Raw genomic sequence first — 14,544 nt, 5'->3', positions numbered from 1 at the left:
CGCCCGAGCAACCGCAATGACGAGGCCGCTGCCTGCCTGCGCGAGGGGCGGACGCTGCAGGCGGTACAGGTAACTGGACGGCGCGGGCGTCGGCGACTTCGACGCGCAGGTGCCGCGTACGGTGAGCATGAGACGAGAGTCCCGGTGGTCCGGACGCGCCCGTGTCCGACGGCAAGATCGCGGGCCTTCGCCCTGCTGCTCCTTCAGCTGAGTGTGCGTGCTTCCGGCAGGCGCGCGTCCTGCCCGGCCCCGAAGTGTGGGGCCGTCTACGGCGTGTCGAAGGAGTCGAGGTGTCTGCGCAGCAGGTCCTCGATGTCTGCCGTGTCTCCCTCGGACGGCAACGGCTCTGAGGATTCGGCCCGGTTCGCCATGGCGAGGCTGCTGGCGAAGCGGACGAGATGCGGTGCCGGGGCGAACGAGTCACGGAGCCACGTGGCGAAGGCAGCAGCCTCGCCGGCGGTCACCTCAGTAAGGGTGACGTGCGCGTAGCCGGGCTTGGGCATCGCTGCCGTCCCGTCGATCCAGACGTCAGGTGCCGGCTCTATCTCGAAGTCGAGCACGGTCGTGCCGCGGATCCCTGACGTCCTGTACTCCAAGGTCGGTTCGGGGAATGCCTCCCTCAGGGCCCTTTCCAGGGACTGGAGTGTCGCATGCCAGGCACCGGCGTCGTCTTCGGGAGGGTGGAAAGCGAAGGTGGTTCGGATGTTGCGCTCAGCAGACACAGTCTTCCTCGGTTTCAGGGTACGTATCGCGTTGATCCGAGCGTGCGGTCATGGCAGCCCAGCTGGGCGACGGAGGGCTATCGCCCTCGATACGAGGCGTGTGTCCTAGCGGTAGGCGATCAGGAAGGCGGCAAGCCATCCCGTGAGCAGCACCAGCACTCCGGACCACCAGTAACGTCTGGCGCGCGGGGACGGCAGGAAGACCCCGCCGACAGCCAGGACCCAGCCGATGGGAACCACTCCCAGCACCAGGAGTCGAACCGTCCAGTGGGTGAGAGCGTCGCATCGCGCGACGAACGCGACGACGGTCTCGCAGTGCGTGCCGTCCAGGCCCATGACCAGCCCGTGCAGGGCCACCACAAGGGTCAGCAGTGTGGCCGTCAGCCCACCCAGCACCCGAAGCACAATCGATGCGGCACGTCGGTCACGGCGAGTGGGGGATCGGCTGTCCGTCATGACCGCAAGGTAGGGGCAGCGGGCTGACGGCGCATCCGTACACGTACTCAGCCGCATGGACGGAAGTCGTCAAGGTCCAGCAGCCACGGACTCACGTCACCCGTAGATCCGGCTCCAGGAAGACCGCGACGAGCCGGTCGCTGAAGGGCCCTGCGTCACCCTCCTCCGCCCCCGCGGCGCGGTACGCACGGATCGCCGGGTCGGACAGGGTGAGCGTCATCACCGGGCAGTCCGCGGCGTCGTTGGTGTGCTCGGGCGTGCATGCGATCACGTCGGCCATGGTGTGGCTGGGGCAGATCGCCTCGGCCGGCACCTTCACGTCGAGGCGCAGCTCCTTGCCGGGCGCGACCCGGAAGCGGCCGGACGGCGGTACCTCGAGGGGCTTGGCCTTGTAGCCGCTGCCGACGACCGTCGCGGTGAGTCCTCGGGCGCTCGCGCGCCGGCCTTCGCCGTGCGGGCCGTAGAGATCGACGGTCACCCGGCCCTTGGCCACGGGTGCGTCGAGTTCGAGCGGCCGGTCGCCGGTGTTGACGACCACCTGGACGGTGAAGGTCGGTTCGCCTCCCGCCTTCGGACCGGGGTCGTAGACGCCCCAGCTGGCGAACGAGAGCTGAGGGTCGCGATCGCGCTCGCCTGCGCCATGTGGCACCGGGCGTGGCCCGTCGTCCGACCCGCACCTCGACAGCTGGGCCGTGCCACCGCCGGGAAGCACCCGATCCACCAACGGCTCGGCGGGGACGAACCGTTCGTTGTGGAGACGCCACAGGGACGTCACCGAAGGAAACATGAGCAGCACCACGAGCACCAGGAGGGTGCCGACGGGCAGGGACAGGAGTAGCCAGGAACGCGGGGATATGCGGGTCACGCTTGATCCAGCGCAGTGGACGGCAAGATCGTCACGCTGGGGACGGCATCGGAGCGTTGCCCGAGAGGTCGGGAACGGTCTCGACGGTGCCCTGGTGCCGGGCGCGTTCCGCGGCAAGGACGGCGAGGTGACTGGCCAGGGGGTCCCGCGGACCCGATGTGATCCGGTCGGGATCCCCGGTGGCCACGGCCTCGTCGAAAGCGTCCATGAGCCCGGCGTCGCCGCCGCCGTGGCCGCCCGCGGCGGTCATCTCCCCGTACTCGTCGGGCGTGACGACCTCCTCACTGCGGCTGAGGAAGTCGTGGACCCGCAGGTTCGTGCCGTCGCCGGACAGTTCACCGTGGGTGCCGAAGGCCTTCCCCCCGGGGCTGTCCCGCGCTGTCCGAACTCTCCGTACGGTGCGGGGGCCGTCCAGCGACCCATCGGTCCCCGGAACCACAGGATGTCCGACGCCGTGATCGCGGGCACGCCCACGCGTGGTGGGGCCGGCCCGTCACGATCACGCCCGCCGGACGGTGGCGGCGCACGATTCTGCAGCGCGACGGTATCGGGTCCTCGGGCCGCCGTGGTCAGCACCATCGGATACCGCCGGACTCCGATCACACTCTGCGTGCACGCTCAACAGGTTCCGAAGGAAAAGGTGGTGGTGGCCGCCGGACCCGTAGCTGGTGTCGCGGAACAGGCCGATCGCATCGACGCGGCGGCGGACCAGGGTGCGGTCCGCTCATGGTGATGGATGCCCAACTCACCTGCGAGCTGCAGGTTGTGCGCGCGGGCAGCGTCGCTCATACCCGTTCAATCGTCAAGCGGTCGGGACTCGATGGCCGTGGACACCCCACTGTGGAGGGCGAGTTCGTAGATGTTCCTGTGTCAAAGTCTTGACGCCATGTCAGGGCAAGGGAAGGGTTCCGGCAGCAACAACGAAAGGCTTGCCGCATTCGATGGACGGCCCCGGCTTCCGGGGCCCGGACAGGAACGGGATACCTGCCATGCCATTGAGTCAACCGCGCCATCGTCTGAGAACACTTACTACCCTTGCCGTCGCCGCGGCCTGCGTCGCGGCCGTCGCGGCCGTGCCCGCCAGCGCGAACGTCCCCCTCTACAAGCGGGCCGGCGCCCCCGCCGAGCAGCGCGCCGAGGACCTGCTGAAGCGGATGACGCTCCACGAGAAGATCGGGCAGATGGGCCAGGTCGCCGTCACGCGCATCCAGGGCGACTGCGAGTGGAGTGGCGGCGCGCTCAACGAGACCTGTATGAAGACCGTGCTCGGCGACTACGCGGCCGGGTCGATCCTCTCCGGCGGCGGCATGCCCCCCGCGTCCAACACGCCCAAGGCCTGGGCGGAGATGGTCAACGCCGTGCAGAAGTACGCCGTGGAGAACTCGCGCCTGCACATACCAGTGCTGTACGGCGTGGACGCGGTGCACGGGCACAACAATGTGCTCGGCGCGACCGTCTTCCCGCACCAGATCGGCCTGGGGGCCACCTGGGACCCTGGCACCGTCGAGGACTCCGCCGCGTCGACCGCCCGCGCGGTCGCCGCCACCGGCATCGACTGGAACTTCGCCCCCGTCGCCGACCTCGCCCGCGACCAGCGCTGGGGCCGCTACTACGAGACCTACAGCGAGGATCCGCTGCTCGCCGGCACGCTCGCCGCCTCGACCGTCAAGGGCACCGAGCAGGCGGACGGGGCCAAGGAGGTCGCCGCCAGCGTCAAGCACTTCGCCGGCTACTCCGAGCCGTTCAACGGACACGACCGCGCCCCCGCGGACGTCTCCATGCGCTATCTGCAGGACACCCTGCTGCCGCCCTACAAGCAGGCCATCCAGGCCGGCGCGAAGACCGTGATGGTCAACTCCGGTGCCGTCAACGGCGTACCGGCCACCGCCTCCACGTACCTGCTCACCAAGGTGCTGCGCGATCAGTGGGACTTCAAGGGCGTCGCGGTCAGCGACTGGGAGGACGTGCGCGCCCTGCAGACCAGGTACAAGATCGCTGCCGACTACCCCGAGGCGATCGCGCTCGCCGTCAACGCCGGCGTCGACATGGCCATGGAGCCGTACTTCGCCAAGGACTGGAGCGAGGGCCTGAAGACCGCCGTCGACCGCGGACTGGTCTCGGAGCGGCGGATCAACCAGTCGGTCAAGCGCATCCTTGCGCTGAAGTTCGAACTCGGCCTGTTCGAGAACCCGTACGTCGACCCGGCGAAGGCCGACGCCGCCGTACTCGGCGCCGACAAGGACCTCGCCCGCAAGGCCGCCACCGAGTCGCAGGTCCTGCTGCGCAACGAGGGCGGCGCGCTGCCCCTCTCCGCGTCCGCCAAGAAGATCGTCGTCGCGGGCTCGTACGCCGATGACATCAACAATCAGGTGGGCGGCTGGACCATCGGCTGGCAGGGCGTCCCCGCCGGAGTGAAGATCCCCGGCACGACCGTCCTGAAGGGCATCCAGGAAGCCGCCGGGTCCGGCACGCAGGTGGTGCACGCGAAGACCGCCGACGAGGCGGTGGCCCAGGCCGCGGACGCGGATGTGACCGTCGTCGTGGTCGGCGAGAAGGCGGGCGCCGAGGGCCCCGCGGACAACCCGCGGCCCGAACTCACCGCCGACCAGCAGGCCCTGGTCAAGTCGCTCAAGCAGACCGGCAAGCCCGTGGTCGCCGTCGTCCTGGCCGGCCGCCCCCTCGTCCTCGGCGACGCCGCCGACACCCAGGCCCTGCTGATGTCCTGGCTCCCCGGCTCCGAAGGCGGCCACGCCGTGGCCGACGTCCTCTTCGGCAAGGCCAACCCCAGCGGACGCCTGCCGGTCTCCTGGCCCAGGGCTCTTGGCAACGACCCGCTGTACTACCAGCAGCTGCCGGGCACCAACGGCGGCCCGGAGTCCCAGTACCACGCCCTGTATCCCTTCGGCGCCGGACTCTCCTACACCAGCTACTCCTTCGACGGGATCACCCTCGACAAGACATCGGTCCGCGCGGGCGACAAGGTGAAACTACAGGTGAAGGTCTCCAACACCGGAAACCGCGACGGCGACCTCGTCGTCCCCGTCTACGTCTCGCGTCCCACCAGCGACGTACTGGCCCCGTCCCGCAAGCTGGTGGCCTTCACCAAGGTCCACCTCAAGGCCGGCGAACAGCAGACCGTTCGCCTCACCGTGCGGCCGAACGTCCTCGCGGTCACGCCGGGCGACATCGACGGTGTCGGTAAGCAGCATGTCGAGCGCGGCGCGTACACCTTCACCGTCGGCCAGAAGACCGCCGACCTGACGATCCGCTGAGGCTCTGACGATCCGCCAGGCCTGACCGAGTGGGCCGCGACCGCCAGGAGGCGGACGCGGCCCACTCGTACGTCCGCTGCGTCGGCCGGACCATTTGCGGGCGGGACCGTGTGCCCGGACCCGCCCTTCTGGTCAGGTGCAGGTGCGGGCCACTCACGCCGAAGGCGTAAGGTGCAGCTGCCGGGAGCAGACGCAGGTCGAGGGAGCCGGCGCTCCAGGCATAGCCGTGCGTGCCGAGGTGACGGCCGCTGCTGGTCGTCGCGATCCTCACCCCGCTGTGGGCGAGCTACCCGGTCGAAGCCTACGCCTGGCGGCTCGTCCTCGCCGAGGGCGGGCTCCTCGCATGGGCACTGGGGCTCGACGGCCCCGGCGAAAACGAGCCCCCACCGCAGACTTCGCCGTACCGAGGAACGGCCGAGCCCGAGCTCGTCCCACGTGATCTCGGCCAGCCGGGCGATTACCCCGAGTAGGGGCTGCCGCGGCGACGCAGACGGGTACGTACGGCTCGTGCCCGAGCCGGGTGACGAGCACCTTCGCGACCGCGAGCACGGCGACGGGCAGAAGGAGCATCCCCGTGGTCACAGTGGAATGTCCGATGCACGGGCCGGGCTCCGCGCAACGTGCCGCCCGGCCCGGGTGCGCAGGCAACCCACCGGCAGCGTGACCGTGGCGGTGTCGGTCGCCCCGTCAGACGGGCGCCACCGTGCCTGCCTTGGCGATCAGTGTGTCGAGGAGTGAGAGCAGGGCTCCGCGCACGTCGTCACGGGAGCGGGCGTCGAGCATGAGGACGGGCGTGTCCGGGTCGCCCAGGTGCAGCGCCGCCCTGATCTCCTCGGCGCTGTAGGGCTGTTCCCCGTGGAAGCAGTTCGCGCCGACCACGAACGGAAGCCCGCGGGTCTCGAAGAAGTCGACGGCCGGGAAACTGCGGTCGAGGCGCCGGGTGTCGACCAGCACGACCGCCCCGAGAGCCCCGTTCAGCAGGTCGTCCCACATGAACCAGAAGCGCTCCTGGCCCGGTGTACCGAACAGGTAGAGGACGACACCGGCGTCGGTGAGGGTGATGCGGCCGAAATCCATCGCCACCGTGGTGACGGCCTTGGACTCGATCCCCTCGAGGTCGTCGACGCCGACGCCCGCGGCCGTCAGCCGCTCCTCCGTCCGCAGGGGCTCGATCTCGGAGATCGTCTCGACCAGAGTCGTCTTGCCGACGCCGAATCCCCCGGCGATCAAGATCTTGACGGGGGCCGCTTCCTGGGCAGAGGTGTCATATCCGGGCAAGGTTGTCCCTGATTCTCATGAGCACGTGGACATTGGTGGTCTCGGCCTCTTCCAGGGGCGACCTGTGCCGGATCAGCCCGCGGTCCTCCAGTTCGCCGAGAAGGAGGATCATGGGAGTGAGTCGCATGTGCATCCGGGCCGCGATCTCGGCGACTGCCCGACCGTTCGGCGGCGTACACATGGAGAGGACGGCCTGCCACTCGCTGGGCAGGCCGTCGCAGGCATCCGTGGAAACCGCCGACGTGACCGTGGAGTCCATGGTCAGCGCGGCGTGGGAAGCGGTCGTACGCCCATCGGTCAGGGCGTACAACCGCGTCCGGCGGCGGCCTCCGTGGTGCGGTGCGTCAGCCATGACGACTGGGCGCCTCGGTTCGCTCAGGCGTGCCCAGCCATTCACCGAGCGCCTGCGCGGTCCGTACGGCCTCGCCGCCCAGTTCCCCCAGCCGTGCCTTGCGGGAGGTCACGACGATCAGGGTGCTTCCCTCCCCGCATCCGACGATGCAGAGGTACCTGTCGTCCATCTCGACCAGTTGGCGGATCACCCGGCCGCCTTCGACCTCTCTGGATATGGCTTTCATCGTGGACGCGATTCCGGAGGACGCCGCGGCGATGCGCTCCCCCTCCGGCCGTTCCAGCATGTAGGCGTTGAGCATGATCCCGTCGTTGGACAGCAGCACGGCTCCCTTGATGCCGGCGATCCTGCTCAGGTTGTTGTCCAGAACGCTGTAGATCATGTCGTTGGATGTCGTCGTCATCGCTGATCCTGTCGGAGCTCTTCTTCCACCATTTGGGTCCCCTGTTCGTAGTCCGCCCAGGCGTCGGCCACCTCTTCGGGGGTCGATTCGTCCTGCACGACCACTGACTCGGGCGCGTGTCGCGGCTCACGGAGCTGCTCGACCATGTGGGTCCGCGGAACGCGTTCGGGGAGGGCCGGACGCGTGTCATTGTCCCGTGCGGCGGCGCGAACGGGCTGCGCGGTGTCCTGCGGCCGCTCGTGCGTCGGACGGATCGGCAACCCGGACCCCTTGTGCAGCACCAGCTCGGCCTTGCCGTCACTGGGTCCGCCCGGCGTAGGGGCGGACTGGACGCGAGCGGGTTGTACGGGAACGGGCTGCACAGGAGCGGGCTCCACGGCAGCGGGCTCGTGCGACGGCTGCCGCGGCGCGCGTGCCGGTCCCGGTTCGCTCTCGGTCGGCACGAGCAGTTCCTTGGGAAGGATCACCACGGCCGACGTCCCTCCGAACACCGACCTGCGGAGCGTGACCGTGGCCCCGAGCTGGTCGGCGAGGTGGCCGACCACGAAGAGTCCCAGCCGGTGGGCGTTCTCCGCCAGGACGGCGTACGGCGGGGCCGAGTGCAGGCGCCCGTTCATCTCCTCGTAGCTCGCGAGGGTGACCCGCGGGCCGCGGTCCTCGATCTCGATCGACAACCCGTCGGCCACGAGCTCGGCACGGATGACGACCTTCGACCTCGGCGGGGAGAACCGGGTCGCGTTGTCCAGCAGTTCGGCCAGGAGGTGGCTCGTCTGACTGATCACGGGAGCTTCCACACTGATCTCGTCCAGCGCCTGCCGCTCGATCCGCCGGAAGTCCTCGACCTCCGCGGCTGCTTCGCGCAGCAGGTCGGCGATGCGCATGGGTTCGGTGTGGGGGTCGGGGATCTCGCCGCCCGCCAGGATGAGCAGGTTCTCGATCTGGCGACGCATACCCACCGTCAGCTGGTCGGCGCGCATCAACTGGGCCAGAAGCGCTTCGTCGTGGCCGAAGGCGTCCTGGAGGTCCTCCGTGAGGCTCAGCTGCCGGCTGACCAGGTTTCCGGTGCGTGAGGCGATGCCCGCGGCGAACATGCCGAAGCCGTGCCGCTCGGCCGCGAGCTGCCTGTGGCCTTCGACGGACACGGCGACGACACGCGCGAACGCATCGCTGATGCGTCCCACTTCGTCCTGTTCTCCGCGGACCGTGGGCAGCGCCTCGGCATCGACGGGCCGACCCCGCTGCAGTCGGTCGACGACCTCCGGCAGCGTTTCCTCCGCGATGGTCACCGTGCGCTCGTGGAGTCGGCGCAGGCGGCGCAGCACCGAACGCGTGGTGAACACGACGATGACCGCCACCACCAGCAGTGCGCCGGCGCTTCCCGTGATCAGCCAGGCGACCTCTGCCTCGAGCTCCGCGGCCCGCGCGTCGGCCTGTGTGAGCAGCCCCCGGGACCGGTCGGCATTCAGCGCGTTCAGCGGCGGACCCCACTTCTCGTGCGCGGCCCGCCAGTCGTCGACCTCCCGGGGCAGCTTCACGCCGTCGTCGCCGGCCGAGTGCTCGGCCAGGACCGCGTTCTCGATGCGGATCTTGGTCTGCCACCCGTCCGAGCCGATGATCTGCAAGTAGAGGTCGTTCTCCGCTTCCGGCAGATACGGCGCGATCGACGTGTCGTACAGGTACCGCTGGGCTCCGACGGTGTTGACGAACTCGGCGAACCGGGAGGTGGTCAACTCTCTGGACGACCCGGCCTGCGCGAGGATCATGTCCTCCTGGGACACCATCTCGGAGGCCGCGAACATGGCGACGACCACACGGCTCTCATGGGTGATCCGGCTGTCCTCCGTGTGGCTCAGCTCGTCCTGGTAGAAGCGGATCATCTGGCCGATCAGGCCGGTGTAGTACGCGAGCGTACTGTTGGCGTTTCCGGTGCCGTCGTCCGTGCGCTCGCGGTAGGCGTCCAGGTCGTCGAGGCCTTCCGTGACCTCCAGCAGGCGGCGGTCCGCCTCCTCGGACACCGTGCTCACGGTGTCCGACGCATGACGGGCCGCGGCCGCGGCCCGGTCCGTGGCGGCACGCTGTTTTTGCACGGCGCCCTCGGACACGGACGAGCCCGCCCAGCGCGCTGCGGTCATCGTCCGCTCGGTCTGCATCTCGACCATGAGCCTGTACAGGGGCACACCGATCCGCTCACCGGACTCCACATCGGCGCGCAGATGCTCGGCCTGCTCCAGCAATCGGTTCGCGGTCACGGTGGATTGGGCACCCATCGCCACAACAGGGGCCACGGCCAGCCAGATGAGCAGCGTGCGCAGGCGCACGGTGCGCAGCCGGCGAGTCCTCGACAGGCCTCGCGACCGTGTGGGTTCCATGGGAGACATCAGTCCTCGGGAGCGGAGCAGCCTGGACAGACCACCGACCGGGCGGGGCGCAGCTCCTGAGGGGCTGGGAGACGCTCGTTCCGGTTTCGGTGGAACCTGAGAGATGCCGATCATATCCAGCCACACATAGAAAACGAGAGGTTGTACTGGTGATCAACTACGTGCTATTGGCCGCAAAGCGTGTGGCAGATCAGAGCCCTGGCGGACCCAACTCGTCAGCAATCGCCCGGAATCCGGCAGAGCGCACGTTATGCACCGATCGGGGCGCCTCGAGCCCGTCGAGACCGGCTCCGGCCTCGGAAGCGATCGGCTCAGGGGGTACGGGGGGTGACCGCCCCGGCGAAGGGCTCGGCTGTGCCGGACCGTTCGGATCGGTGAGGTCTGCCCGCGGTGCCGTGACGGGCCAGGCATGGCCTCCGCCGTTGCCGTCCGGCACGCGCCGCTGGTGGCGTCATTCCCGGCCGGTCGCACAGGACCGTCCAACACGGCTCTCGAGACCTCATCCCAGCCAGCGGCCGTCATTCATGAGATCGCGCCCGGCGATCTCGTTGACCTCGCGCCAGGCCTGGATCCAGACGGGCGTAACCCGGAAGTACGGGTAGGGCGCCCGGATGTCGCGCGGCTCGAAGCCGGTCTTGGCAGCGAACGCGTCCCCTTCCCCATCACCGAGATCCGCGACCTCGACCGTGGTGGAGGTGCCTTCCACGACCACGACGTCCCGTGTGGCCCCGAAGGCCAGCCGGGCTCGCCCGTTGGCGTCCAGGTTGCGGGCGGTGGGGTTGCCACGTGCGGTGGAGAGGAGGAAGGTCTCGCCGTCCCAGAGGAACGACAGCGGCACGAGACATGGCACGCCCGTTCCGTCCGCCGTCGACACCCAGACGTCCACATCGGTCTCGAACCGTGCGAGCGTGTCCTTGCGGCGTTGGTCGAAGGTACGCGGTGCGTCGAGTGTCACGTGTCTGCTCCCATCGGACTCGGGGCCAAGGCGAGCGGCCCTGGGTGAAGTCTCCCGTGACCGGCAGTCGGCCGATCGGGCGGATCCGACGGATTCTGCCCGATGATTCGCGGCTGCGGCGGGAGTCTGGGTTTCGAGCACACGCGCGAGAGGCGGACCGATGACAAGAGCCGGGGGCGGCAGCGTCATCGGGGCTCTCGCAGAGCGACCACCCCAGGCCGTCACCCCGGCTCTCACCGGCATATAACCACGAGCCTCTCAGGGCCCGCAGAAAGGAGGGTCCACCAGTGACCCACCTGCACGACATCCTCGAGAAGCACGTCAGCAGCGGATCGCTGCCGGGAGCGGTGGGTCTGGTGGCCCACCGCGACGGGATCGAGGTCCAGGCCGTCGGCTCGGTCGACACCGAAGGCAGTGCGCCGATGGCCAGGGATTCGATCTTCCGCATCGCCTCGGTCACCAAGCCGATCACCGCCGCAGCGGTCATGATGCTGATCGACGACGGCCGGATCGCACCGGACGATCCGGTCGGGCAGTGGCTACCGGAGCTCGCCTCACCGAGCGTCGTCCGTACGCCGACCGGCCCCGTCGACGACGTGGTCCCGGCGGCACGGCCCATCACCGTGCTGGATCTGCTCACCTCCCGCGCCGGGTACGGCTTCCCCTCCGACTTCTCGCTCCCGGCCGTCGCACCGCTGTTCGGCGAGCTGAAACAGGGGCCTCCGCAGCCCCGGCTCGTGCCGCCGCCCGACGAGTGGATGGCACGGCTCTCCCGCATCCCGCTGCTACGCCAGCCGGGCGATGCCTGGCTGTACAACACCACATCCGACATCCAGGGTGTGCTGATCGCCAGGGTCTCCGGCCGTCCGCTGCCCGAGTTCCTCGCGGAACGGATCTTCGAGCCGCTCGGCATGGCCGACACCGCATTCGCCGTACCGGCCGACAAGCTCGACCGGTTCACCAGTTACTACCGGACCGATCCGGCAGGCGGCCTCGAACTCGTCGACGCCCCCGACGGCCAGTGGAGCGAGCCCCCCGCCTTCCCGTCCGGCGCCGGCGGCCTGGTCTCCACCGTCGACGACTGCTTCGCCTTCTACGGGATGCTGCTCGCCGGCGGGACCGCGGCCGGCCGCCGCCTGCTCACCCCCGAGTCCGTACGCCAGATGACAATCGACCACCTGACCCCACCCCAGCGCAAGGCGAGCGGCGTGTTCCTGGAGGGGATGGGCTGGGGCTTCGGCGGCTCGGTCGACGTCGAACCCATCGAGCCCTGGAACGTCCCGGGCCGCTACGGCTGGGTCGGCAGCACCGGCACGGCCGCGTACCTCACACCGTCGACGAACACGCTCACGATCGTCCTCAGCCAACTGGAGATGGCGGGCCCGAGCTTCCCGGCGCTGATGCGGGACTTCTGGGGGTACGCGGCGGGGGCGTGAGGCGAGGCGTGGTGCCTGGCCGGCGAGGGGCCGCAGTCGGCCGAGCTTCTGCCTGACGGTAGCTTGCCGCCGGTCCTACGATGCGGCACCGAAGGGGGCGTTGAGCGCGTCGACGACGTGCTCGGCAAGCAGCCGGTGCTTCGGTCGCCGGGGTCTCGGTCGAGAGTGGCGAGGATCGGCCCGATGGCGTGTCGTCGTCCGTACACGGTGCCTCGCAATCGCCTACGGTCGGGCGCTCTTGGCGCCGGAGCCGGGGCGCAGCGCCATGAGGCTCCACCCTGCAGCCGCCGCCAGCGCGACGGCCGCCATCAGGGCCAGCATGGGCCACTCGGGGCGCCAGCCAAGCGACAGCCGGGTTCCGAGCCAGGTGACGCCGGAGGCGATCGTCTCCGGTGCGTGGACCGGCACTCTGGCGGCGGCGGCCCGCAGCACGGCGGCCGCGGCGAGACCGACCACGGTCCAGGCGGCCAGATAGGGCAGGAGAGGGCCGGGGGCGGCGCTGGGCAGACCGTACTCCTCGGGACCGATGCGGAACAGGCCGGTCGTCGCGCCGAGTCCGACACCGAGAGCGGTGACAGCCACTACCCACACGGCATGGCGCCAGAGCGGGCCGGGCCTGACTTCTTCCGAGTCGTCCGGGGTGTCGTATGCGGTCGGGTTGAGGTCGTCGATCACGTCCGGAAGGACGCCGCCGGGGCGCTCCGGGTTGCCTGCCCCGCGGAGGGCGGACGCCCGGCAGCACCGACCTGCTGCCTCTACGCAACCGCACGACCACGCACAGCGGTACGGTTGCCGCAGCACCAGGACTTGAAAGCCTTGAAAGTTCGCAAGGGCACGGGGAGTTTGGGCATGGCCCAGCGTGACCCGAACGTGGCGCTCGGGCGCCTGCTCGCCGAAAGCCGGTGGACTCACCGCCAGTTCGCGCGGGCGGTGAACCGCGTCGGCACGGAGACCGGAATCCCTCTGCGTTACGACGAGTCGGCGGTGAGCCACTGGCTCGGCGGCACCGTCCCCCGCGGTGCGGTGCGTACGTGCATCCTCGAAGTCCTCTCCCGCCGCCTCGGCCGCCCCGTCACCCATGCCGAAGCGGGGTTGCCCCTTCCACGCGATCGCTCCTCGGCGGCTGCGGATACCGTGGAAGGGGTGATCGACCTGGGGAGGCTGGATATGGACCCGTCCCGTCGCAGCGTCCTGGGTGTCGGCCTGTTCTCCGTGGCCGTCAGCATTCCCGGCTGGCCTGATGTGGTCGGGCGTGCCGATGCCGTCCAGTCCGGCCGCACGACACGCATCGGCATGAGCGAAGTGGACATGGTCATCGCCATGACCGAGCGTGTCTCGGAACTGGACGACGAGTTCGGGGGCCGTCACGCACGCCCCATGGCGGCCTCGTTCATGGTCAACACGGTGGCCGCCTACCTGCGCGCCGACGCGCCCGAGGACGTACGCAAAGCGATGCTGTCCGCCGCCTCGGACCTGCTCTACCTGACCGGTTACATGGCCGTGGACGAAGGGCTGCACGGTCTCGCGCAGCGCTACTACGTCAAGGCTCTGGAGCTGGCGGGCGCGGCTGAGGACCACCTGACGTACTGCACCACCCTGCGGGGTATGAGTGTCCAGGCAGTCGACCTCCGCCACGGGGCGAAGGCCATGGAGCTGGCCGACGCCGCAGCCGCCGCCTCCCCGAAGGCCGGCCCCCGGATGCTGGCCTTCCTCGTCGGCCAGCAGGCGCACGCCGCCGCGCAGACCGGCGACCGTACGGGCGCACTGCGCTACATCCGGGAGGCCGAGGCGGCCATGGACCGTGCTGAGTCACGCGGCAAGGCGTTCGGCTCGTACGACCCTTCTTCGCTCAACTACCACGTCAGCCAGGTACGTTACGAACTCGGGGACAAGGCCGGAGCCGTCGAAGCCATGCAACAAGCGGACCGGCTCCGCCCCAGCGAGTACCAGCGCACACGAGTACACCGTCGTGGCCTGTTGGCAGAGCGGCAGCTGGAACTCGGCCACCTGGAAGCGGCCTGCGCCACCTGGCACCAGGCCCTCGACGACTACCCCAAGGTGCAGTCCGGCCGCGCCGACGAGCGTGTGAAGGCGATGTTTGGTCTCTTGCGCCCTCATCTGAAAAACGCGGCGGCGCTCGACCTTTACGACCGAGCACGGACGATCGCGCCACCGTCGCTGGTCGCCTGATCCCCGTCGCACCTTCAAGCTCAGCCACAGAAGGTCAGCTACGACGGCGGGTGCGCCAAGAGATCACCCGCCACGTGTGGCTCCAGTAACCCGGCTCCGTCGGCAAGGGGAGGCCGACGACGTCGGGGCATGCGCCTCGCGGGGGCTGGTGAGGCCGCCAGTCGCAGGAAGCGGGCGGCGGTGGCGTCGGCGGGGCGGGGATGGACGACTCCAGGCTCGACGCGTACGGCGTGCCGT

Annotated in this window: 13 protein-coding genes and 1 pseudogene; 4 read left to right on the top strand and 10 right to left on the bottom strand. The window is 69.6% G+C overall.

Going from position 1 to position 14,544, the window contains the following annotated elements:
* Positions 1–266: 266 nt before the first annotated feature.
* The 4 genes from ACWCP0_RS37525 to ACWCP0_RS37510 form a co-directional block, all read right to left on the bottom strand.
* Positions 267–596 carry a hypothetical protein gene (locus ACWCP0_RS37525; RefSeq protein WP_451083226.1) on the bottom strand — a complete coding sequence of 110 codons (330 nt, stop codon included), beginning with the start codon at positions 594–596 and terminating at the stop codon, positions 267–269.
* Between the two features lie 231 nt (positions 597–827).
* Entirely contained in the window at positions 828–1,118 is a 291-nt protein-coding gene (locus ACWCP0_RS37520) for a hypothetical protein (RefSeq protein WP_451083225.1), read from the bottom strand.
* A gap of 151 nt (positions 1,119–1,269) precedes the next feature.
* On the bottom strand, positions 1,270–2,043 hold the full coding sequence (locus ACWCP0_RS37515; protein ID WP_451083224.1) for a hypothetical protein: 774 nt from the start codon (positions 2,041–2,043) through the stop codon (positions 1,270–1,272).
* A gap of 31 nt (positions 2,044–2,074) precedes the next feature.
* Complete coding sequence (locus ACWCP0_RS37510; RefSeq protein ID WP_451083223.1) at positions 2,075–2,482, bottom strand: hypothetical protein; 408 nt, start codon at positions 2,480–2,482, stop codon at positions 2,075–2,077.
* Positions 2,483–3,116: 634 nt separating this feature from the next.
* Between ACWCP0_RS37510 and ACWCP0_RS37505 the strand changes: the two genes are divergently transcribed.
* Both ACWCP0_RS37505 and ACWCP0_RS37500 read left to right on the top strand, forming a co-directional pair.
* Positions 3,117–5,315, top strand: coding sequence for a glycoside hydrolase family 3 N-terminal domain-containing protein (locus ACWCP0_RS37505; RefSeq protein WP_451083222.1), 2,199 nt, complete (start codon positions 3,117–3,119; stop codon positions 5,313–5,315).
* Between the two features lie 242 nt (positions 5,316–5,557).
* Positions 5,558–5,698, top strand: a pseudogene (locus tag ACWCP0_RS37500) (ABC transporter permease); the annotation flags it as partial.
* Positions 5,699–6,002: 304 nt separating this feature from the next.
* Here ACWCP0_RS37500 and ACWCP0_RS37495 read toward each other — a convergent pair.
* The 5 genes from ACWCP0_RS37495 to ACWCP0_RS37475 all read right to left on the bottom strand — a co-directional run bounded on the left by ACWCP0_RS37495 (position 6,003) and on the right by ACWCP0_RS37475 (position 10,681).
* Positions 6,003–6,593, bottom strand: a complete 591-nt coding sequence (locus tag ACWCP0_RS37495; RefSeq protein WP_451083221.1) for a GTP-binding protein — start codon at positions 6,591–6,593, stop codon at positions 6,003–6,005.
* Positions 6,580–6,945, bottom strand: coding sequence for a DUF742 domain-containing protein (locus ACWCP0_RS37490; protein ID WP_451083220.1), 366 nt, complete (start codon positions 6,943–6,945; stop codon positions 6,580–6,582). The genes ACWCP0_RS37495 and ACWCP0_RS37490 overlap by 14 nt, the downstream gene beginning before the upstream one ends.
* A complete protein-coding gene (locus ACWCP0_RS37485; RefSeq protein ID WP_451083219.1) occupies positions 6,938–7,348 on the bottom strand; it encodes a roadblock/LC7 domain-containing protein in 411 nt (136 codons plus the stop codon). Before ACWCP0_RS37485 ends, ACWCP0_RS37490 begins: the two co-directional genes overlap by 8 nt.
* On the bottom strand, positions 7,345–9,717 hold the full coding sequence (locus ACWCP0_RS37480; protein ID WP_451083218.1) for a sensor histidine kinase: 2,373 nt from the start codon (positions 9,715–9,717) through the stop codon (positions 7,345–7,347). Before ACWCP0_RS37480 ends, ACWCP0_RS37485 begins: the two co-directional genes overlap by 4 nt.
* Before the next feature lie 508 nt (positions 9,718–10,225).
* Positions 10,226–10,681: a pyridoxamine 5'-phosphate oxidase family protein gene (locus ACWCP0_RS37475; protein ID WP_451083217.1), complete on the bottom strand. Its 456-nt coding sequence runs from the start codon at positions 10,679–10,681 to the stop codon at positions 10,226–10,228.
* A 287-nt stretch (positions 10,682–10,968) separates the two neighbouring features.
* Here ACWCP0_RS37475 and ACWCP0_RS37470 point away from each other — a divergent pair, with 287 nt between their 5' ends.
* A complete protein-coding gene (locus ACWCP0_RS37470; RefSeq protein WP_451083216.1) occupies positions 10,969–12,117 on the top strand; it encodes a serine hydrolase domain-containing protein in 1,149 nt (382 codons plus the stop codon).
* 222 nt (positions 12,118–12,339) lie between these two features.
* Here ACWCP0_RS37470 and ACWCP0_RS37465 read toward each other — a convergent pair whose 3' ends face one another.
* Entirely contained in the window at positions 12,340–12,792 is a 453-nt protein-coding gene (locus tag ACWCP0_RS37465) for a hypothetical protein (protein WP_451083215.1), read from the bottom strand.
* Positions 12,793–12,966: 174 nt separating this feature from the next.
* Here ACWCP0_RS37465 and ACWCP0_RS37460 point away from each other — a divergent pair, with 174 nt between their 5' ends.
* On the top strand, positions 12,967–14,307 hold the full coding sequence (locus ACWCP0_RS37460; protein WP_451083214.1) for a tetratricopeptide repeat protein: 1,341 nt from the start codon (positions 12,967–12,969) through the stop codon (positions 14,305–14,307).
* Positions 14,308–14,544 lie beyond the last annotated feature (237 nt).

This window comes from Streptomyces sp. NPDC001970 (assembly GCF_053594115.1).
Note: the sequence above shows the minus strand (reverse complement) of the source record. Positions and strands in the feature narration are given on the sequence as shown.

What these genes read in the sequence shown, in the direction of transcription:
- ACWCP0_RS37490 (WP_451083220.1), bottom strand. Translation starts at nt 6,945, where the DNA reads ATGGCTGACGCACCGCACCACGGAGGCCGCCGCCGGACGCGGTTGTAC.
- ACWCP0_RS37485 (WP_451083219.1), bottom strand. Translation starts at nt 7,348, where the DNA reads ATGACGACGACATCCAACGACATGATCTACAGCGTTCTGGACAACAAC.
- ACWCP0_RS37480 (WP_451083218.1), bottom strand. Translation starts at nt 9,717, where the DNA reads ATGGAACCCACACGGTCGCGAGGCCTGTCGAGGACTCGCCGGCTGCGC.
- ACWCP0_RS37460 (WP_451083214.1), top strand. Translation starts at nt 12,967, where the DNA reads ATGGCCCAGCGTGACCCGAACGTGGCGCTCGGGCGCCTGCTCGCCGAA.